This window comes from Flavobacterium sp. (genome assembly GCF_043780635.1).
Taxonomy (GTDB): Bacteria; Bacteroidota; Bacteroidia; order Flavobacteriales; family Flavobacteriaceae; genus Flavobacterium.
This window is the reverse complement of record NZ_JAYWCK010000017.1, coordinates 15,290-35,315: the sequence shown is the minus strand read 5'-3', so window position 1 is coordinate 35,315 and position 20,026 is coordinate 15,290. Positions and strand designations below refer to the sequence as shown.

Below are 20,026 nucleotides of genomic sequence, written 5' to 3'. Positions count from 1 at the left end.
TACGAAGTCTAATTTCTCCCAAGTAAATAATTCAACTGTAACTGTTTTTGGAGCTCCATTTGGCAAGGTAAACGTTTTGGTAACCGTTTCTGGTTTACGTCCCATATGGCCATAAGCGGCAGTTTCGCTATAAATTGGATTTCTCAATTTCAAACGTTGCTCAATAAAGTATGGACGCATATCAAAAATAGCTTCCACTTTATTGCTGATTTCTCCATCGGTCAAATTCACTTTTGAAGTACCATAAGTTACCACATTGATCGATGTTGGTTTTGCCACACCAATCGCATACGAAACCTGCACCAAAACTTCCTCACACAATCCCGCAGCTACTAAGTTTTTAGCAATATGACGCGTTGCATACGCAGCAGAACGATCCACTTTACTTGGGTCTTTTCCAGAGAAAGCTCCACCACCGTGAGCACCTTTTCCACCATAGGTATCAACAATAATTTTTCTTCCTGTCAAACCTGTATCACCGTGTGGCCCACCAATTACGAATTTTCCGGTTGGGTTAATGTGATAGGTAATATTATCATTAAACAAATGAGTATATTGAGGATATTTTACTTTAATTCTAGGAATTAAAATCGATACTAAATCGCTTTTGATTTTGGCTAACATTTCAGCTTCGGGAGCAAAATCGTCATGCTGCGTAGAAATTACGATTGCATCAATCCGAACCGGTTTGTTATCATCAGAATACTCTAAAGTTACCTGAGATTTCGCATCCGGACGTAAATATTTTATTTCGTTATTTTCTCTTCTTAAATTTGCTAATTCAATTAACAAAGCATGAGATAAATCTAAAGCCAAAGGCATATAATTTTCAGTCTCATTTGTGGCATAACCAAACATCATTCCTTGGTCACCCGCTCCTTGTTCTTCTTTGCTTGCTCTGTCAACTCCTTGGTTGATGTCGGCAGATTGCTCGTGAATAGCAGAAAGAACCCCACAAGAATTGGCTTCAAACATATATTCACTCTTGGTGTAACCAATTTTCTTAATGACATCTCTCGCAATAGTTTGAACATCTAAATAAGTTTCAGATTTTACTTCTCCCGCTAAAACTACCAAACCAGTTGTTACTAATGTTTCGCAAGCTACTTTTGACTCAGGGTCAAATGCCAAGAAATTATCAATTAATGCGTCTGAAATTTGATCAGCAACTTTGTCCGGATGTCCTTCACTCACTGACTCTGACGTAAATAAATAAGCCATAATAAAAATTATTTTAAATTAATTTGCGGAAAATGTCGGGATTGCAGCTATAAAACTAAAGAAGAATGTCTGCTTTAGCATTTTTTTAACGAGGTTGCAATCAGTTCAAATTTTTCCTCTTGATTTTCGTTTGCAAATGTATGAAACCATTTTGAATTGAAAATTTTTCTTAACTTTTTTTTTGAAGTTAAATAACAGAATAGTCATTTGAATGATCAATCTGTTATTTAACACTAATATACTTAAATGTTATTTTTTTTAAATTATTTGGATATGTAAATAATAGTTTGCACTTTTGCCACATCAAAATAAACAAAATGAATTTAAACGTTTGCAATATTTCTAAAGCCATGCAGGAAAAATCCTGTGGGTCGTTCATTGCTTAAATTTTAAATCAAAATTATATAGCAAAAGCCTCCCACAAAACGGGAGGCTTTTTTTTTGAATTATAACAAACACAAATTATACAAAACATGTACAACTTAAAACAAAAACAGATGAATTCGCGCAACGTCAAATCAATGATTTGTGCCACTATGATGATGTGCATTTATGTCTGTTGATTCCGAAAGTATAAGTTTATAACATAACTTAAAACCCTTTTGGATGCATTTCTAAAAGGGTTTTTGTTTTTTCTGTCCCAAAGCATCGGGATATTTTAAAATTTAATAATCAAAATAAATAAATCTAAAATCAATAAAAAATTAAAATTATGAGTACTCCAAAATTCGCAACAAACGCATTGCATGCAGGTCACGACGTTACTAAAACAGCAGGAACCAGAGCCGTTCCAATTTATCAAACCAGTTCTTATGTGTTCAATAATTCGGATCACGCTGCCAATTTGTTTGGTCTTGCAGAAGCAGGATTTATATATACCCGATTAAATAATCCAACGAATGATATTCTGGAACAACGATTGGCAGCTCTCGAAGGCGGAATCGCCGCAGTTGTTACTGCATCAGGAACGGCCGCAATTGCTACATCATTATTGGTTTTACTGAAGACGGGAGATCATATCGTGGCTTCAAATAGTTTATATGGTGGAACCTATAATTTGTTGAAAGCAACCTTGCCAAGACTGGGAATCACAACTACGTTTGTAGATCCATCAGATGCAACCAATTTTACCAAAGCAGCTAATGAAAACACCAAAGTATTCTTTGCAGAAAGTTTAGGAAACCCAAAATTAGATGTTTTGGATTTGAAAGCGATTTCGGCGGAAGCTAAAGCGTTTAAAGTGCCATTCATTGTTGACAACACGGTTCCCTCGCCATATTTGCTAAACCCAATTGAACACGGCGCCAATATTGTAATTCATTCCTTGACTAAATATATTGCAGGAAACGGAACTTCGCTTGGTGGAGCTGTTATTGATGCAGGAACATTCGATTGGAGTAGCGGAAGATTTCCTGAATTTACCGAACCTTCGGAAAGTTATCACGGATTAGTGTATCACGAAGCACTAGGAAATGCGGCTTTTATTGCCAAAGTCCGAATAGAAGGATTACGGGATTTTGGTGCAGCTTTGAGTCCGTTTAATGCTTTTCAAATTATTCAGGGACTCGAAACTTTACCGATTCGCATCCAGAAGCACAGTGAAAACGGATTGGCTTTGGCGCAATGGCTAGAAAGTCAAGATCAAGTCGCCTGGGTCAATTATCCAGGATTAAAATCGAGTAAATATTACGATTTAGCAACACAGTATTTACCTAAAGGACAAAACGGATTGCTAACTTTCGGCCTTAAAGGAGGTTTTGAAGCCGCCAAGAAGGTGGCCGATGAAACGAAGTTGTTTTCGCTTTTGGCCAATATTGGTGACACAAAATCTTTGATTATCCATCCAGCAAGTACAACACATCAGCAGTTGTCAGATGCAGAACAAGTCGCAACAGGGGTAACCAAGGATTTAATCAGACTCTCGGTCGGGTTAGAAGACATAGAAGATTTAAAAGCCGATTTAAAGGCTGTTTTCGAAAATTTAAAAGTATAAAAAGTAACATATTTGAACTTAGGAAAACTGAATTCAATATGTTTTAAAATAAAAAGTAAAACATCTAAAAATATAACATTATGAAAATTCTAAAATATATTTCAAAAGTAATTCCGTTTTTCAAAAGTTTGAACATAAGTACAAAAGCAAATACAACGGATAAAGAGGACTTTGAATTCACACATGCCAAAATTGGTATTAATTTAAAACAAACTTCGGCTTCAGGCAAAGTTCCAAATACTTTGTTTCATCAAATGTATTCTGAAGAAAATGAAACGCTGTTTATCTAAAAATAATAGGATAAAAAGTAATTGAATTTTAAAATAAGCAATGGCAGGAGTCTGTTTGCAGGCTCTTTCCAATGCTGGTTTTAATTTTAAATGTAAAAACCAACTTGTGTTAAATTTGGTTGTTAAAAAAAATTGTATTTAATTTGTGCCTTTAAGTTCACAAACGTATTGAAATGTTATAAAGAAAGCTCGAGGGAATAGACCCGATGAAAGCTTAGCAACCCTTTGAAAACGAAGAAGGTGCTACATTCTATCCCGATAAATCGGGAAAAGATAACTTACAAGAATTCTTCTAGTTTACTTCTAGCTTTCTTTCTAATATTTCCAGACACAAATCAAAAAATCATAAAAGATTTGAAAATTGGAAAATAAACCAACAACAATTATCATTCAAAATTTCACCACTGAAAGTGGCGCATTTTATGCATCCTTAAACTTAAGTTTTCAGATTTTTGGACCAGCTTTAAATACCGCACCTATTGTATTGGTAAATCACGCCTTGACGGGAAATTCCCAAGTAGTTGGCAAAAATGGCTGGTGGAATGATTTGATTGGCATTGATAAAACAATCGATATTCGCAAATACACAATACTGGCTTTCAATGTTCCCGGAAATGGTTTCGATAGAAATATTATAGAGAAATATTTGGATTTTAATACCAGAGACATCGCCAGACTTTTCTTGGAAGGCCTTCGGTTTTTAAAAATAAAAGAATTATTTGCCATTATTGGCGGTTCTGTTGGTGGCGGAATTGCTTGGGAAATGGTGGCTTTGGAACCAAAATTAACGCATAATTTTATTCCTATTGCTACCGATTGGAAATCGACAGACTGGTTGATTGCAAATTGTTATTTGCAAGAGAAAATATTAAATAATTCGTCTCATCCAATCGAAGATGCCCGCATTCACGCAATGATGTGCTATCGAACACCCGAATCTTTCAAAGAAAAATTTCAACGAAATTCTACCGAATCTTCAGAATCGTTTCAAGTGGAAAGTTGGCTGAATCATCACGGAGAAAAATTGCAAAAAAGATTTCAGCTTTCGGCTTACAAAATGATGAATCAGTTGCTGAAAACCATCGATATTACCAGAGGCAGAACTTCATTGGAAAAAATTATTTCCGAAGTGGATGCCAACATTTATATTATCGGAATCAACTCGGATTTGTTTTTTACGGCGAATGAAAACCGCGAAACGTATCACGAAATAAAGAAATTCAAGAACAATGTATTCTATAGTGAAATTGATTCGCAACACGGACACGATGCGTTTTTAATGGAATACGATCAACTAGGCAATTTGCTCGATGTTGTTTTTAAAAATAAAAAAGACAAAATGAAAATATTAAAATTTGGTGGAAAATCATTAGCCAACGGAGAAGGAATAAATAAAGTTTTAGATATTATAATCGACAAAAAACGCAAAGACGAAAACATTGCTGTAGTTGTTTCTGCAAGAGGAAATGCAACCGATGAATTGGGAGATATTTTGACGATTGCTGCCAAAAACGGTAATTACAAACCCTTACTTGAAAGTTTCAAAAGCTACCAACAAAACGGTTTCACGAATATTGATTTGTCGCAAGAATTTGCAATTTTAGACAAGCTTTTTGAAGGCATAAGTTTGATTGGAGATTATAGCGAGAAAATTAAGGATCAGGTTTTGTCACAAGGCGAAGTGATTTCAGCCAAGACAATAACTTCTCTTTTAAATGAAAAAGGAATCAATGCACAATTCGCCGATTCGCGTGATTTGCTAAAAACCGATTCCAAGTTTGGTGATGCTCAACCTTTGGAACAAATTTCAAAGAAAAATGTAGTTGACTATTTCAAGAAAAATACAGATAAAGTCATTATTATCACAGGTTTTATTGGTTCGAATGCAAATCACGAAACGACCACTTTAGGCAGAAATGGCAGTAATTATTCGGCTTCTTTGATTGCTAATTTTCTCGATGCCGAAGAATTGCAAAATTACACACACGTTGACGGAATTTATACCGCTAACCCGGATTTAGTTCCTGATGCCAAAAAGATTGATCGTCTGTCTTTTAATGAAGCGAATGAAATAGCCAATTTTGGAGCAACCATTTTGCACGCCAAAACGATTATTCCTCTATTGGAAAGAAATATTCCTTTGCGAATTTTGAATACCTTCAACTATGAAAACCAGGGAACTTTAATCACTTCAAAATCAAATAAAGAAGGAATAAAAACACTTTCGGTTCTCGAAAATGTATCTTTGGTAAACCTCGAAGGAAGAGGCTTGCTAGGAAAAACTGGCGTTGATGCCCGAATTTTTAGAGTAATGGGTGACAATAATATTAGCGTGAGCATCATTTCTCAAGGTTCATCCGAACGGGGAATTGGGCTTGTGGTAGCCGCTGATAAAGCGACAAAAGCAATGATTGAACTCGAAAAAGAATTCGAGAATGATTTCTATTCGAAAGACGTCAATAAGATTTCGATTACGGATGATGTTTCGGTGATTTCGATTATTGGTCAGGATTTGAGCACTTTTCATAAACCCTACACCGCTTTAATAAAAAACAAAGTCATCCCAATTCTTTTCAACAATACGGTAACGGGAAAAAACGTGAGTTTGGTGGTTAAAAAATCACAACTTCATAAAGCATTAAACGTAATTCACGGCGAAATTTTTGGAGTTTCAAAGAAAATAAACATTGCCATTTTTGGTCACGGATTGGTGGGCGGAACTTTGATTAACCAGATTTTGGAATCGGCAGCAACAATCGAAAAACGAAAAGACATCAAGTTGAATATTTTTGCGATTGCTAATTCTAAAAATGTGCTTTTGAACAAAAATGGTGTGTCACAAAACTGGAAAAACGAAATTCAAAACAACGGATTTTCTTATACAATTGACGATGTTATTGAATACGCCATTGAAAACAATCTTGAAAATCTAATTGCTGTTGACAACACTGCAAGCGCTACATTTGTCGAAAATTATGTGAAATTAGCCGAAAGCAGTTTCGACTTGATTTCTTCCAATAAAGTGGCGAATACATTGAGCTATAAATTTTATAAAGACTTGCGAAAAGTATTGGCCGATAATCAAAAAAATTATTTGTATGAAACCAATGTTGGTGCAGGTTTACCATTGATTGATACCATAAAATTATTGCATCTTTCAGGTGAGAATATCACCAAAATCAAAGGAGTTTTCTCTGGAACATTGAGTTATTTATTCAATAATTTCTCAGCGAAAGATGTTCCTTTTAGCGAAATTCTAAAAGAAGCCATCGCTAACGGTTATACAGAACCAGATCCAAGAGAAGATTTATGCGGGAACGATGTGGGTAGAAAATTATTAATTTTGGCAAGAGAATTGGACTTGCAAAACGAATTTGAAGAAATCGACATTCAAAACCTGATTCCGGAACATTTAAGAGAAGGAAGCGCATCGGAATTTTTGACCAAATTAAGAGAATTTGACCCAATTTACGCCAAAATAAAAGAAGAACAACAACCCAATCATGTCTTGAGATACATTGGCGAATTGTCGGGAGATTTACAAAATGACAAAGGAAACCTCGAAGTAAAATTAGTTTCCGTACCTTCGGATACTGCTTTAGGCGGATTAAAAGGTTCTGATTCCTTTTTCGAAATTTACACGGAATCGTATGGCGACAGACCCATCGTAATTCAAGGTGCTGGTGCAGGATCGGCAGTTACAGCGAGAGGCGTTTTTGGCGATATTTTGAGATTGTCGGAGAAAGGGTAAGAGTATTCAGTGTTCAGTTTTAAGTGTTCAGTAATAAAAATAAAATAAAAAATTCGTTGAATCCGCGTTTGAAAATCTGTTTCATCTGCGTTCCATAAATAGAAAAAATGAAAATAACATTAAACAGAGTAAACGAAAATTTCCACTTTCAATTAAAAAATGATCGTGGACACATCGTAAATGTAGATGCGAGACCTGATTTTGGAGGTAATAATATGGGTGCAAGCCCAATGGAATTAATACTAATGGGTGTTGCAAGTTGCAGCGGAATCGACATGATTTCGATTCTAAAAAAGCAACGCCAGGAAATCACTTCTTTCAAAGCTGAGGTCGAAGGGGAACGCGTGCAAGTTGGTGAAGCAAAACCATTCAAAGATATTTACGTAGTTTTTTATCTGGAAGGAAATATAAAAGAAGATAAAGCAGAAAGAGCTGCCCAACTTTCTTTCGAAAAATATTGCTCAGTTACCAAGACATTGGAACCAACGGCAACCATACACTATAAAGTAGTTTTAAACGGAGTGGAATTAGCTAAAATCTAAATTCATCATCCTTAAACTTTAAACAAAAATAGAATGAACGAACAAGAATTTGGTTTTGAAACCCAAGCCATACGCACCCAATTAGAACGCACTCAATATCTGGAACACTCGGTACCATTGTACTTAACTTCTAGTTTTGTCTTTGAAGATGCCGAAGATATGCGTGCCTCATTTGCCGAAGAGAAAGAGCGCAATATTTATAGCCGATACAGCAATCCAAACACCAACGAGTTTGTGGATAAAGTTTGCCAAATGGAAGGAGCAGCGGCTGGTTTTGCATTTGCCTCTGGAATGGCTGCAGTCTATTCTACATTGGCAGCATTATTAAATTCGGGTGATCATATTGTTTCAGCAAGTAGTGTTTTTGGCGCGACACACTCTTTGTTTATCAATTATTTTCCGAAATGGGGAATAGAAACTACCTATTTTGATATTAATAAACCGGAAACTATTGAAAGTTGTATCAAGCCAAACACCAAGATTCTTTTTGCCGAATCACCAACAAATCCAGCGGTAGATATTATCGATTTGGAATTACTTGGTACTATTGCCAAAAAGCTCAATCTTATATTAATTATTGACAACTGTTTTGCAACGCCATATTTACAACAACCTATAAAATGGGGAGCCGATTTGGTTATCCATTCTGCTACAAAATTAATGGATGGTCAAGGTAGAGTTTTGGGCGGAATCACTGTTGGTGATGCCGAATTAATTCAAAAAATCTATTTATTTTCTCGACTTACAGGGCCTTCATTATCACCATTTAATGCTTGGGTATTGTCGAAAAGTTTAGAAACTTTGGCGATTCGTTTAGACAGACATTGTGAAAATGCCTTGAAAGTAGCCGAGTTTTTAGAACAGCATCCAATGGTAAATAAGGTGAAATATCCGTTCTTGAAATCACATCCTCAATATGAAATTGCCCGAAAACAAATGAAGTTAGGCGGCAATATTGTAGCTTTTGAAATTAAAGGAGGTCTTGAAGCGGGTAGAAACTTTTTAGATAAAATAAAATTGTGTTCGCTGTCGCCTAATTTAGGAGATACCAGAACCATTGTAACACATCCAGCATCAACAACTCATAGCAAACTATCTGTCGAAGAACGTCTGGCAGTAAGCATTACAAATGGTTTGGTGCGAGTTTCCGTAGGATTGGAAACCGTGAAAGATGTTATTGCTGATTTAGAGCAGGCGCTTCAATAGATTTTTGATTGATGATTAACGATTTTTGATTTTAGAATGTTGTAGATTTGGGTTCTATCTTACATAATTATGAAAACAGTTTGGAGATTTGAAAAGACAGTTAGTGATGGTGAAGAATATAAAATCAACGGAATTAACATTTGGGATTTTAAATGGGAAGAAACAGGTGAAAAAATTAAGATAAAAGATCCAATTTATAGCAAGTTTTATAGCTTTGATGTTTATAAAATACATAATGATAATGTTGATATTTTATTCGCCGCAGGAGAATTTTCAAATTGCGTTTGGGGAATTTATCTAAAAGAAAACAATGCTCCAGAAAACTCATATATTTGACTAAAATCAAACATCAAAAAATGCTCTCAAAAAAAACAAAATACGGAATAAAAGCTCTGACTTTCTTGGCTCGCCGAGAAGATCAAACTCCTGTGCAAATTGCCGAAATTGCTAAGTCAGAACATATTTCAATAAAGTTTCTCGAAAGTATTTTGTTGCTCTTGCGTCATTCCGGTTTTCTCGGTGCCAAAAAAGGAAAAGGCGGAGGCTATTATCTTATCAAAGACCCCAAAGACATTAATATGGCAAAAGTTTATCGCATTCTCGAAGGACCCATTGCCTTATTGCCTTGCGCCAGCAAAAACTTCTATGAAAAATGCGACGATTGCACAGACGAAGAAGCTTGTGCAGTACGTAAATTAATGATGGAGGTTCGTGACAACACTTTAATGATATTGGAAAACAACTCCCTCGCCGATATTGCATTTTAATTCTCAAATTTTTCGAATAAAGTTTTGTAGTTCCCAAAAAAGTACTATTTTTGCAAATTAATCTACTTTTCCGATAGGGTAATAGATTTACGAATACAAAACAATAAAATTATGATTAAGAAATTCGTTAAAAATTTTAATGATTCTGTGGGTGTAATGCAAAATAGTTCTTTTGCTAAGCAACTTTGGATTATTCTTCCAGTGTTTTTACTTGTAGTATTGTTGACAGTTTTAATTTTTAATCATTACGCAGATTTTACGTGGAATGGTTTTTTGGCGGGATTTAACCAGGAATTTTTAATCTTTTTCGCAATCGGAATTTTTGCTCAAATGGTTGACGGAACATTAGGAATGGGTTATGGCGCCACTTCCACTTCGTTTTTATTAGCTTATGGAGTTCCTCCGACAGTAAGCAGTACCGGAGTTCACGTTGCGGAAATGTTTACTACAGGAGCTTCAGCGATTTCTCATCATAGATTTGGAAACATAAACAAAAAATTGGTAAGACATCTTTTGATTCCGGGAGTTTTAGGTTCAATTACTGGAGCATATTTACTTTCAGATGTAATTGATGGAGATGTAATCAAGCCATTTATTGCTGTATATATGATTGTTTTGGCAATTATAATTATTAGAAAAGCATTACAAAGTAATATCATAAAAAAGAAAACGAAACACCTTGGGTTTTTAGCTTCTTTTGGAGGTTTTATGGACGCAGTTGGTGGCGGAGGTTGGGGGCCAATTGTGACTTCAACATTGCTCGGACGCGGAAGACATCCTCGATATACCATCGGTTCGGTGAATGCTGCTGAATTCGCGGTTTCATTTGCAAGTGGTGTGACATTTATGATTTTTGGAGGAATACAAGGATGGCAAGTAATTATTGGGTTAATTTTGGGAGGTGTTATCGCTGCGCCAATTGCGGCAAAATTGGTCAATAGAATCCAAAGAAAACCAATGATGATTGCAGTAGGAATCTTGATTATCATTTTGAGTTTAAGAACATTATCAAAATTATTATAATGAGCGCAACAATTGCAAATACGTTATCAGAAAAAACCAAAGGATTTTCCATCGAGGAAACTTTGGCTTTTTTGGCCAATGAATACAAAGGAAAAGTGGTGTTTTCGACTTCTTTCGGACAGGAAGACCAAGTGATTACGGCTTTAATCGCCAAAAATGATTTGCCGATTACTATTTTTACTTTAGACACAGGTCGATTATTTCAGGAAACCTACGATGTTTTTCACAAGACATTAAAAAAGTATAAAAAGGAAATAAAGGTCTATTTCCCAGAGGCTTCGGTAGTGGAGAAATTATTGGAAGAAAAAGGACCAAACAGTTTCTACGATTCAGTTGACAATCGAAAAGAATGTTGTTTCATTCGAAAAGTAGCGCCATTGACAAAAGCTTTGAAAGGAAATGCCATTTGGATTACAGGTTTAAGAGCCGAACAATCCGAAAACAGAAATGACTTGGCACTTTTTGAATATGATGCCCATTTTGACATCATAAAATTCAATCCATTACTAAAATGGACTTTGAAGGAAGTCGAAGACTATTTGGATAAAAATAACGTGCCGCAAAATGCGCTTCATAAACAAGGATTTGTAAGCATTGGATGTGCGCCTTGTACCAGAGCAATAACAGCTGGCGAAGATATTAGAGACGGAAGATGGTGGTGGGAATCCAGTCATAAAGAATGCGGCCTGCACCAGAAGTAATTTTAAATTATGAATTATAAATTATAAATGATTGTTGGAATCTTTAAATTTTTCAATCATTTAAATCTTTAAATAAATACAATGAGTTCCATATTAAAAACAAATGCTTTAGAAAGCGAAGCGATTTACATTTTTAGAGAAGTAATTTCTCAATTTGACAAACCGGTTTTGCTTTTCTCAGGCGGAAAAGATTCAATTACATTGGTGCGTTTGGCACAAAAAGCTTTCTTTCCTGCAAAAATTCCGTTTCCATTGTTACACGTTGACACAGGACACAATTTCCCTGAAACTATCGAATTCAGAGACAGATTAGTTGCTGAATTAGGGTTGGAATTAATTGTTCGTAATGTTCAGGATTCAATCGATGAAGGAAAAGTAATTGAAGAATCAGGCCGTTATTCAAGCCGAAATATGTTGCAAACAACCACACTTTTGGATGCAATCGAAGAATTTAAATTTGATGCTTGCATTGGCGGCGCCCGTCGTGACGAAGAAAAAGCAAGAGCCAAAGAACGTATTTTTTCGGTTCGTGATGACTTTGGACAATGGGACGAAAAAAATCAACGCCCGGAATTATTTGATTTATTGAATGGAAAAATTGAAAATGGTCAAAACGTTCGTGTTTTCCCAATTTCAAACTGGACAGAATTAGACGTTTGGAGTTACATCGAACAAGAAGAAATCGAAATTCCATCAATTTACTTTTCGCACAAACGTAAAACGTTCTTGCGTGACGGGTTAATTTGGTCGCATTCACCATTTGTTTACCAAGAAGAAGATGAAGAAAGCGAAGAAAGAATCGTGCGTTTTAGAACTGTTGGCGATATGAGTTGTACTGCTGCTGTTGAATCGTATGCTGCAACAATTGCAGAAGTTGTTGGCGAAATCAGAACTTCGACAATTTCCGAAAGAGGCGCCAGAATAGATGATAAACGTTCGGAAGCAGCAATGGAAAAAAGAAAACAACAAGGCTATTTTTAGGAAAAGATGAATTTTATAAAAGCATTTCTTTTTTTTATTTTAACAAGTTCAATTGTTTCAGCTCAAACTAAAAAAAATATTGATCATCAAAATTTGCTTTGGACACGTTATTACAATCAATTACAAATAAATGATAAATGGTCTATTCATTCCGAGTTTGATAATAGGGTTTTTATAAATCCGATTGTACAAAATTTGTTTGTCATTAGGGTTCAAGGAAGATATAAAATTTCTGAGCAAGTTGAGTTGGGTTCAGGTTTTGCCTATTTTAATGTTGCAACTCAAAAACCAGACATTGATTCAGGATTTAACAAGCCAGAATACAGAATACAACAGGACGCGACACTGAAACAAAATTTGGGTAAAATAAACCTGAATCAAAGATTCCAAATAGAGGAACGGTTTTTTCAAAATTTTGACAAGGAAGGATTAACAAGTGGTTCTACTTTTTTTTGGAGATTTAGATACCGAATTCAAGGGGATTATGCCTTTTGGAAAAAAGAAAAACAATATTTAAAAGCCATCGTTTCCGATGAATTAATGATTAACGCAGGAAAAAAAGTAGTTAACAATACGTTTGACCAGAATAGAATATATGCGGGGCTACAATATGGAATTAATTCATCTTTAGCAGTAGAATTAGGGTATATGAATAGTTTTCAACAACGAGCATCAGGAGTAGATTATTACGATAGAAACATAATTAGATTTAGTATTTATCACAAATTAAAATTATAAAAAAGGTGGTTTTAGATACAAAAACCATCAACAATAAACATAAATAAAATGGAAGTTTTAAAAATAGCAACAGCAGGAAGTGTAGATGACGGAAAGAGCACATTAATCGGGAGATTATTGTACGACACAAAATCGCTGACAACCGATAAAATTGAAGCAATAGAAAGAAGCAGCAAGCAAAAAGGATATGATTATCTTGATTTTTCATTGGCTACCGATGGTTTGGTTGCCGAAAGAGAACAAGGAATTACGATTGATGTTGCGCACATTTATTTTTCCACAGCCAAGAAAAGTTACATCATTGCCGATACGCCTGGTCACGTAGAATATACGAGAAATATGGTTACCGGTGCTTCTACTTCGCAAGTTTCCATCATTTTGATTGATGCTCGAAAAGGAGTTATTGAGCAAACCTACCGTCACTTTTTTATCAATAATTTATTGCGTGTCAAAGAAGTGATTGTTGCGGTAAACAAAATGGATTTGGTTGATTATTCGGAAGAAGTGTACAACAAAATCAAAGCCGATTTTCAAGCATTAAATGCAAAAAGTACGTTCAAAGAACAAGTGGTAAGTTACATTCCGTTAAGTGCTTTGACGGGAGATAATGTGGTGGAAACATTAGGAAAAATGCCTTGGTATTCTGGACAAACAATCCTACAACATTTGGAAGCTTTAGAGCCAACAGATGTTTTCGAAAAAGGAGAAGTTCGTTTCCCAGTTCAAACGGTGATAAGACCAAAAACAGAAGATTACCACGATTTTAGAGGTTATGCCGGAAAATTATATGGAAATAATATCAAAGTTGGCGATGCCGTAACCGTGCTTCCTTCTTTGACCGAATCTAAAGTTTCGAAAATTCACTTTTTCGACAAACAATTTGACGAAGCCACGGCGGGTTCTTCAATAGTTTTAGAATTGGAAAATGATATCAACGTGACTCGCGGAGATATGATTGTAAAATCAGGAGAACTTCCAAGAATAGAGAAAGACATCAACACTACAATTTGTTGGATGGACAGCAAAAAGCTGGTTGCAGGAACAAAATACATCGTTCAGCATAACACAAATCGTGTTTTGGCAAAAATAGACAGTGTGAAAAATACCATTTCTACTGATTATTCAGGAACTAAAGAAGCAACTCAATTGAGTATTAATGAAATTGGTGAAGTCAATATTAAGTTAAGCAAAGCTTTGTATTTTGATGCTTACAATCATAACAAATCAAACGGGGCTTTTATCTTGATAGATGTCGCAACGAATACAACCGCAGGAGTTGGATTTATAAAATAGTTTTAAACTACTAATATTTTCAACAAAACAACCAAGAATAACACAACAACAAAAAATTATGCAAAGTTTTAGAACCGAAATAGAAGATCCGATTGTACAAAAAGACATTATCGATTTAGAGAGAAAAATTGCTTTATTCCGCGACGGAAAAATTGACGATGAACGTTTCCGTAGCTTACGTTTAGCGCGTGGAGTTTATGGTCAGCGTCAGGAAGGCGTTCAAATGATTCGGATCAAATTACCATTTGGAAAAGTAAGCAGCGAACAATTGCATAGAATTTCAGATGTTTCAGATGAATATTCTAGAGGTCGTTTGCATATCACAACCCGTCAGGACATCCAGATTCACTACGTAAGTTTGGATAGAACTCCTGAACTTTGGGCCGAATTAGAAAAAAGTGACATCACACTTCGTGAAGCTTGCGGAAATACCGTGAGGAATATTACAGCTAGCGAAAATGCCGGAATTGATGTTGACGAGCCTTTTGACGTTTCGCCTTATGCGTTTGCAATGTTCGATTTTTTCTTGAGAAATCCGGTTTGTCAGGAAATGGGACGAAAATTTAAAATCTCGTTTTCCTCTTCTGACGAAGATACCGCTTTGAGTTATTTGCACGATTTAGGGTTTATTCCAAAAATTGTCAATGGTGAAAGAGGATTTAAAGTAATGCTTGGTGGAGGATTAGGTTCACAGCCACACCACGCCGAATTATTATCAGAATTTATTCCCGTAAACCAAATTATCCCAACAACCGAAGGGGTTTTAAGAATATTCGATCGTTTTGGTGAAAGAAATAAACGTTTGAAAGCACGTATGAAATTCTTAATCAAAGATTTGGGAAGAGACGAATTTTTACGATTGGTCGAAGAAGAGAAAAAAGCCTTGGCTTACCAAACCGTTGAAATCGACACGACTGCTTTTGATGCTCCAATTGCTGCGCCTTTATTAGTGGCTCCAAAAGTTGTAATCGAAGATGTTGCCGCTTTCGAAACTTGGAAAAAATCGAATGTTATTCAACAAAAACAAGCCGGATATGTAGCCATTGGAATCAAAGTTTCATTAGGTGATTTCTACACGGATAAAGCCAGATTATTAGCCGATTTAATCAAAAATTATGCAGCGAATGAGTTGCGTTTTTCTCTAAGACAAGACATTCTTATTCGTCATATAAAGGAAGAAGATTTATCCTTTTTCTATCAAGAATTGGCCAAATTAGATTTCGTTTCATTAGGCTATAATTCTACTGCCGACATTACCGCTTGTCCAGGAACAGATACTTGTAACCTTGGGATTGCGAGCAGCACAGGAATTGCTACAGAACTAGCAAGAGTTTTGGCAGCAGAATATCCGCAATACAACAATAACAATGACATTACAATAAAAATTAGCGGTTGTATGAATGCTTGTGGACAACACAATATGGCAGAAATTGGTTTTCAAGGAATGTCAATCAATTCCGGGAAGCTAGTTGCTCCGGCACTTCAGGTGTTATTAGGCGGAGGAAATTTAGGAAATGGTGAAGGAAGATTTTCTGATAAAGTAATCAAAATCCCAAGTCGTCGTGGTCCAGATGCCTTGCGTTTCCTTTTAAATGATTTCGAAGCGAATGCCAATGGACTTAAATTTTTGGATTATTATGATGCCAAAGGAGAAAATTATTTCTTCGAATTATTAAAACCACTCGCTGATATCACGAATCTAACCGAAGCTGATTTTATAGATTGGGGAAATGCCGATAATTATGTAAAAGCGATTGGTGTGGGCGAATGCGCCGGTGTAGTAATTGATTTAGTTGCCACATTGATATTCGAAGCTAAAGACAAAATGACTTTCGCACAAGAAGCTTTCGACGATAAAAATTGGGCAGATGCTATTTATTTAGCGTATGCAGGTTTTGTAAATGGTGCCAAAGCGTTATTGCTTTCAGAAAACGAAAAAACAAATCATCACGCAGGAATCATCGATTTGTTCGACACTGTTTTTACGGCGACAAACAAAATCGAATTGAAATCAACATTCAGGGATTTGGTTTACCAAATTAACCAAAACGAACCTTCAGAAGCCTTTGCAAAAAGTTATATTCAAGATGCAACAGCATTTTTCGAAGCAATAGAATTATACAGAGCCAAAGATTTAGCAAATGAATAAGATTGTAAAACCAAGAGTAACTTTAGTAGGCGCTGGTCCTGGTGATCCGGATTTGCTTACCATTAAAGGAGCAAAAGCGCTTGCTGATGCCAATGTGGTTTTGTATGATGCTTTGGCAAACGAAGAAATATTGACGTATGCGCCCAAAAAATCCATCAAGATATTTGTTGGAAAAAGAAAAGGTTGCCACGAATATTCACAAGATCAAATCAATCAATTGATTGTTGACAATGCGCTGACTTACGGAAATGTCGTGCGATTAAAGGGTGGTGATCCATTTATTTTTGGTCGCGGAAGCGAAGAAATCGAGTACATTGAAAGTTTCGGGATTCCTACATCAGTTGTTCCAGGAATTTCATCATCGATTGCCGTTCCTGCAAATCAGGGAATTTCGTTGACAAAAAGAGGGGTTTCCGAAAGTTTTTGGGTTATTACGGGCACAACTTCCGATAGAAAACTGTCCAAAGATGTCGCTCTCGCAGCACAATCATCGGCAACTGTCGTGATTTTGATGGGAATGAGTAAACTCGAACAAATCGTGGCATTATTCCAAAACGAATCCAAAGGCGAAACTCCGGTTGCAATTATCCAAAATGGAACGATGCCCAACGAAAAAATAGGAATTGGAACGATAAATTCTATTTCACAAGTCGTAAAAGACAATAATTTAAGTTCTCCGGCGATTATTGTAATTGGCGAAGTAGTAAGAGAAAGCAACAAGTTGAAAAATTTCAATGAAAAATTTGCCTCCAATAAAGTTTGCGCAAGAGAATAATGGAAAGGAATGAACTATACCCTATATTTTTAAAACTAAACCAACTCAATGTTCTCATTGTTGGCGGGGGAAATGTAGGCTTAGAAAAATTATCTTTCTTGTTGAAATCCAGTCCAAATGCCAATGTTGAGGTGGTTGCACCAAAGTTTCTTCCCCAATTAGAAGAACTGTCGCAAAAACATCCTTCGGTAAAACTGACTTACAAAAAATTCAATCGCTGGATGCTCCGCAAACGACATATGGTTATCGCTTGCACTGATGATTTGAAAGTCAACAAGCGAGTGTACGATTTATCCAGAAAAAGATACTTGATTTGCAACATCGCCGATACGCCGCCATTGTGTGACTATTATTTAGGAGGAATCGTAACCAAAGGAAACGTGAAAATCGCTATTTCTACCAACGGAAAATCCCCAACTACAGCCAAAAGATTACGCGAATTTTTCGAAGAAATAATCCCGGACGACATCAATTCAATGGTCGAAAATCTGAACGAATACCGCAAAACCCTAAAAGGTAATTTTCAGGAAAAAGTAGATAAAATGAACGAAATCACCCAATCGTTAAAGGGAAAACAATAAAATATACCTTGAATACTTGCAATTAATCGCGCTATGTACTTACTTTGCAGCGTTCATACATTTATTGATTGTTATCACGAAAGGCGGAGGGAAAGACCCGATGAAACCTTAGCAACCCTTTATCTGTAAAGAAGGTGCTACATTCTGTCCCGATTATCGGGAAAAGATAACCACGAGAAATCCTCTCACTTTTTACGATAACATTTACAATTTTTTGAAACAGCAGCTTTTTTTGGAGCTATTTCCTGCTGTACGTTGCAATCTTTTTTATACCTGACAGGTTTTTAAAACCTGTCAGGTATAAAAAAAGGATTTCCTCTTCCATCAGGGCTAATCAGAAAATGCGATGAACATTTTAATTTAAAAGAACAAAATGCCAAAAATTCAAGAAGAAATCAAAAAACGAATTCTCGTTCTCGACGGAGCAATGGGAACGATGTTGCAACGCTATAATTTTTCCGAAGAAGATTTCCGAGGAGAACGTTTCAAAGACTTTCCATATTCCTTAAAAGGGAATAATGATTTATTGTCTATAACGCAACCACAAGCAATAAAAGACATTCACGCACAATATTTCGAAGCTGGAGCTGATATTGTAGAAACAAATACATTTTCAGGTACTACAATCGGTATGGCCGATTATCATCTCGAAGATATTGTTTATGAATTAAACTTTCAATCAGCAAAAATCGCTCGCGAAGTAGCCGATGAATTTACAGCAAAAAATCCAGAAAAACCCCGTTTTGTTGCCGGTTCCATCGGGCCAACAAACAGAACAGCAAGTATGTCGCCAGATGTAAACGATCCAGGTTATAGAGCCGTAACTTTCGATGATTTGCGCATTGCTTACAAACAGCAAGTCGAAGCACTACTTGATGGTGGCGTAGATTTGCTATTGGTCGAAACTATTTTCGATACTTTAAACGCAAAAGCAGCACTTTTCGCTATCGAAGAAGTCAAAGACGACCGCAAAATCGACATTCCAATAATGGTTTCAGGAACGATTACTGATGCTTCGGGGAGAACACTTTCAGGGCAAACCGTGGAAGCTTTCTTGATTTCGATTTCGCATATTCCGTTGTTGAGTGTAGGTTTCAATTGTGCTCTTGGAGCGCACCAACTCAAACCGTATTTGAAACAATTGTCACAAAATACGTCTTTCAATGTTTCGGCGCATCCAAATGCTGGATTGCCAAATGCTTTCGGGCAATACGACGAAACGCCAAAAGAAATGCAAACGCAAATCAAGGAATATTTAGACGAAAATTTAATCAATATTATTGGTGGTTGTTGTGGTACAAATCCAGATCACATCCGATTAATTGCTGAGGTTGCGAAGGATTATAAACCGAGGGTTTCGGAAGTGATGATGTAATTCGTAGAGACGCGATTCATCGCGTCTGACTATTTGAATGAGCACGGATTGCAAATCCGTGTTGTCTGATTAAAATGTAAATATTGTACCACCATTAAGCACATAGAAATTATGTTAAACGTTAAAAAAATTATTTTTCTTTTTCTTTTATTTAATTTTTGTTCTTGTGATAAATTAGATACAAGAGATTTACTTGTCAAAAATAATTCTGGCAAGGTAATATTTAGCATCTTATCTGAAAACGACAATATGAATAATGGAGGATTTTATTATGAATATCAAAATGGTTTTGATAAGACTAAAAGAGGAGATTATGATGCTCCTTTTATTTTTTCGGAAATTAAAAAGGGACAAATAGTTGCAAATGGTGATAGACCTAGATTTTGGGATTCTTTTTTTAATAGATTAGAAGATAAAAAAGCAAGATTATTCATTGTGCAAAAAGATAGTGTTGATAAATATGGTTGGAAAGAAATATTTAAAAAAAATATATATAATAAAAAGTATTTTATAACTCTTGAAAAATTAGATAGCCTCAACTGGCAAATTGAATATAAAGGAATGTAGTTAATACTAGCAGAAAAAATCTGTGATAATCAGTGAAATCTGTGGCTAAAAAAACTTTGTGCCTTCGTGGCAA

General features: G+C 35.7%; 18 protein-coding genes and 2 riboswitches. Of the genes, 17 read left to right on the top strand and 1 reads right to left on the bottom strand.

Translation table 11 applies throughout. The annotated features are described in order from the left end of the window. Nucleotides 1-1,221: methionine adenosyltransferase (gene metK / locus ACH2BV_RS01405; RefSeq protein ID WP_395048748.1), on the bottom strand; the 1,221-nt coding region annotated here is incomplete at its 3' end. A 712-nt stretch (nucleotides 1,222-1,933) separates the two neighbouring features. Between metK and ACH2BV_RS01400 the strand changes: the two genes are divergently transcribed. The 17 genes from ACH2BV_RS01400 to ACH2BV_RS01320 all read left to right on the top strand — a co-directional run bounded on the left by ACH2BV_RS01400 (nucleotide 1,934) and on the right by ACH2BV_RS01320 (nucleotide 19,953). Beyond that, nucleotides 1,934-3,214, top strand: coding sequence for an O-acetylhomoserine aminocarboxypropyltransferase/cysteine synthase family protein (locus ACH2BV_RS01400; RefSeq protein ID WP_395048746.1), 1,281 nt, complete (start codon nucleotides 1,934-1,936; stop codon nucleotides 3,212-3,214). Nucleotides 3,215-3,294: 80 nt separating this feature from the next. Continuing rightward, a complete protein-coding gene (locus ACH2BV_RS01395; protein WP_395048744.1) occupies nucleotides 3,295-3,504 on the top strand; it encodes a hypothetical protein in 210 nt (69 codons plus the stop codon). Nucleotides 3,505-3,677: 173 nt separating this feature from the next. Further along, nucleotides 3,678-3,784, top strand: a riboswitch (SAM riboswitch). 81 nt (nucleotides 3,785-3,865) lie between these two features. Then, nucleotides 3,866-7,255 (top strand): bifunctional aspartate kinase/homoserine dehydrogenase I, encoded by a 3,390-nt coding sequence (gene thrA / locus ACH2BV_RS01390; protein ID WP_395048742.1) that lies wholly within the window; start codon nucleotides 3,866-3,868, stop codon nucleotides 7,253-7,255. A gap of 107 nt (nucleotides 7,256-7,362) precedes the next feature. Then, nucleotides 7,363-7,797, top strand: a complete 435-nt coding sequence (locus ACH2BV_RS01385; RefSeq protein WP_395048740.1) for an OsmC family protein — start codon at nucleotides 7,363-7,365, stop codon at nucleotides 7,795-7,797. 33 nt (nucleotides 7,798-7,830) lie between these two features. Then, complete coding sequence (locus ACH2BV_RS01380) at nucleotides 7,831-9,003, top strand: trans-sulfuration enzyme family protein (RefSeq protein WP_395048738.1); 1,173 nt, start codon at nucleotides 7,831-7,833, stop codon at nucleotides 9,001-9,003. 69 nt (nucleotides 9,004-9,072) lie between these two features. Then, nucleotides 9,073-9,339, top strand: a complete 267-nt coding sequence (locus tag ACH2BV_RS01375) for a hypothetical protein (protein WP_395048737.1) — start codon at nucleotides 9,073-9,075, stop codon at nucleotides 9,337-9,339. Nucleotides 9,340-9,359: 20 nt separating this feature from the next. After that, a complete protein-coding gene (locus ACH2BV_RS01370; RefSeq protein WP_395048736.1) occupies nucleotides 9,360-9,770 on the top strand; it encodes an RrF2 family transcriptional regulator in 411 nt (136 codons plus the stop codon). A 111-nt stretch (nucleotides 9,771-9,881) separates the two neighbouring features. Beyond that, nucleotides 9,882-10,793 (top strand): sulfite exporter TauE/SafE family protein, encoded by a 912-nt coding sequence (locus tag ACH2BV_RS01365; RefSeq protein WP_395048735.1) that lies wholly within the window; start codon nucleotides 9,882-9,884, stop codon nucleotides 10,791-10,793. Beyond that, entirely contained in the window at nucleotides 10,793-11,494 is a 702-nt protein-coding gene (locus tag ACH2BV_RS01360; RefSeq protein ID WP_395048733.1) for a phosphoadenylyl-sulfate reductase, read from the top strand. The genes ACH2BV_RS01365 and ACH2BV_RS01360 overlap by 1 nt, the downstream gene beginning before the upstream one ends. Before the next feature lie 81 nt (nucleotides 11,495-11,575). Next, nucleotides 11,576-12,475 (top strand): sulfate adenylyltransferase subunit CysD, encoded by a 900-nt coding sequence (gene cysD / locus ACH2BV_RS01355; protein WP_395048731.1) that lies wholly within the window; start codon nucleotides 11,576-11,578, stop codon nucleotides 12,473-12,475. Between the two features lie 6 nt (nucleotides 12,476-12,481). Next, a complete protein-coding gene (locus tag ACH2BV_RS01350) occupies nucleotides 12,482-13,213 on the top strand; it encodes a DUF2490 domain-containing protein (RefSeq protein WP_395048729.1) in 732 nt (243 codons plus the stop codon). A gap of 48 nt (nucleotides 13,214-13,261) precedes the next feature. After that, nucleotides 13,262-14,506: a sulfate adenylyltransferase subunit 1 gene (locus tag ACH2BV_RS01345; protein ID WP_395048727.1), complete on the top strand. Its 1,245-nt coding sequence runs from the start codon at nucleotides 13,262-13,264 to the stop codon at nucleotides 14,504-14,506. Nucleotides 14,507-14,564: 58 nt separating this feature from the next. Further along, nucleotides 14,565-16,655 (top strand): nitrite reductase, encoded by a 2,091-nt coding sequence (locus ACH2BV_RS01340; protein ID WP_395048725.1) that lies wholly within the window; start codon nucleotides 14,565-14,567, stop codon nucleotides 16,653-16,655. Continuing rightward, nucleotides 16,648-17,430: a uroporphyrinogen-III C-methyltransferase gene (gene cobA / locus ACH2BV_RS01335; protein WP_395048724.1), complete on the top strand. Its 783-nt coding sequence runs from the start codon at nucleotides 16,648-16,650 to the stop codon at nucleotides 17,428-17,430. The genes ACH2BV_RS01340 and cobA overlap by 8 nt, the downstream gene beginning before the upstream one ends. Next, complete coding sequence (locus ACH2BV_RS01330) at nucleotides 17,430-18,011, top strand: bifunctional precorrin-2 dehydrogenase/sirohydrochlorin ferrochelatase (protein WP_395048722.1); 582 nt, start codon at nucleotides 17,430-17,432, stop codon at nucleotides 18,009-18,011. Before cobA ends, ACH2BV_RS01330 begins: the two co-directional genes overlap by 1 nt. Before the next feature lie 68 nt (nucleotides 18,012-18,079). Then, a riboswitch (SAM riboswitch) is annotated at nucleotides 18,080-18,184 on the top strand. A 200-nt stretch (nucleotides 18,185-18,384) separates the two neighbouring features. After that, the gene (locus ACH2BV_RS01325) at nucleotides 18,385-19,386 is read left to right on the top strand and encodes a homocysteine S-methyltransferase family protein (RefSeq protein ID WP_395048720.1); all 1,002 of its coding nucleotides are present in this window, start codon (nucleotides 18,385-18,387) and stop codon (nucleotides 19,384-19,386) included. 111 nt (nucleotides 19,387-19,497) lie between these two features. Beyond that, the gene (locus ACH2BV_RS01320; RefSeq protein ID WP_395048719.1) at nucleotides 19,498-19,953 is read left to right on the top strand and encodes a hypothetical protein; all 456 of its coding nucleotides are present in this window, start codon (nucleotides 19,498-19,500) and stop codon (nucleotides 19,951-19,953) included. Nucleotides 19,954-20,026 lie beyond the last annotated feature (73 nt).

What these genes read in the sequence shown, in the direction of transcription:
- ACH2BV_RS01400 (WP_395048746.1), top strand. Translation starts at nt 1,934, where the DNA reads ATGAGTACTCCAAAATTCGCAACAAACGCATTGCATGCAGGTCACGAC.
- ACH2BV_RS01395 (WP_395048744.1), top strand. Translation starts at nt 3,295, where the DNA reads ATGAAAATTCTAAAATATATTTCAAAAGTAATTCCGTTTTTCAAAAGT.
- ACH2BV_RS01385 (WP_395048740.1), top strand. Translation starts at nt 7,363, where the DNA reads ATGAAAATAACATTAAACAGAGTAAACGAAAATTTCCACTTTCAATTA.
- ACH2BV_RS01380 (WP_395048738.1), top strand. Translation starts at nt 7,831, where the DNA reads ATGAACGAACAAGAATTTGGTTTTGAAACCCAAGCCATACGCACCCAA.
- ACH2BV_RS01375 (WP_395048737.1), top strand. Translation starts at nt 9,073, where the DNA reads ATGAAAACAGTTTGGAGATTTGAAAAGACAGTTAGTGATGGTGAAGAA.
- ACH2BV_RS01370 (WP_395048736.1), top strand. Translation starts at nt 9,360, where the DNA reads ATGCTCTCAAAAAAAACAAAATACGGAATAAAAGCTCTGACTTTCTTG.
- ACH2BV_RS01365 (WP_395048735.1), top strand. Translation starts at nt 9,882, where the DNA reads ATGATTAAGAAATTCGTTAAAAATTTTAATGATTCTGTGGGTGTAATG.
- ACH2BV_RS01360 (WP_395048733.1), top strand. Translation starts at nt 10,793, where the DNA reads ATGAGCGCAACAATTGCAAATACGTTATCAGAAAAAACCAAAGGATTT.
- cysD (WP_395048731.1), top strand. Translation starts at nt 11,576, where the DNA reads ATGAGTTCCATATTAAAAACAAATGCTTTAGAAAGCGAAGCGATTTAC.
- ACH2BV_RS01350 (WP_395048729.1), top strand. Translation starts at nt 12,482, where the DNA reads ATGAATTTTATAAAAGCATTTCTTTTTTTTATTTTAACAAGTTCAATT.
- ACH2BV_RS01345 (WP_395048727.1), top strand. Translation starts at nt 13,262, where the DNA reads ATGGAAGTTTTAAAAATAGCAACAGCAGGAAGTGTAGATGACGGAAAG.
- ACH2BV_RS01340 (WP_395048725.1), top strand. Translation starts at nt 14,565, where the DNA reads ATGCAAAGTTTTAGAACCGAAATAGAAGATCCGATTGTACAAAAAGAC.
- cobA (WP_395048724.1), top strand. Translation starts at nt 16,648, where the DNA reads ATGAATAAGATTGTAAAACCAAGAGTAACTTTAGTAGGCGCTGGTCCT.
- ACH2BV_RS01330 (WP_395048722.1), top strand. Translation starts at nt 17,430, where the DNA reads ATGGAAAGGAATGAACTATACCCTATATTTTTAAAACTAAACCAACTC.
- ACH2BV_RS01325 (WP_395048720.1), top strand. Translation starts at nt 18,385, where the DNA reads ATGCCAAAAATTCAAGAAGAAATCAAAAAACGAATTCTCGTTCTCGAC.
- ACH2BV_RS01320 (WP_395048719.1), top strand. Translation starts at nt 19,498, where the DNA reads ATGTTAAACGTTAAAAAAATTATTTTTCTTTTTCTTTTATTTAATTTT.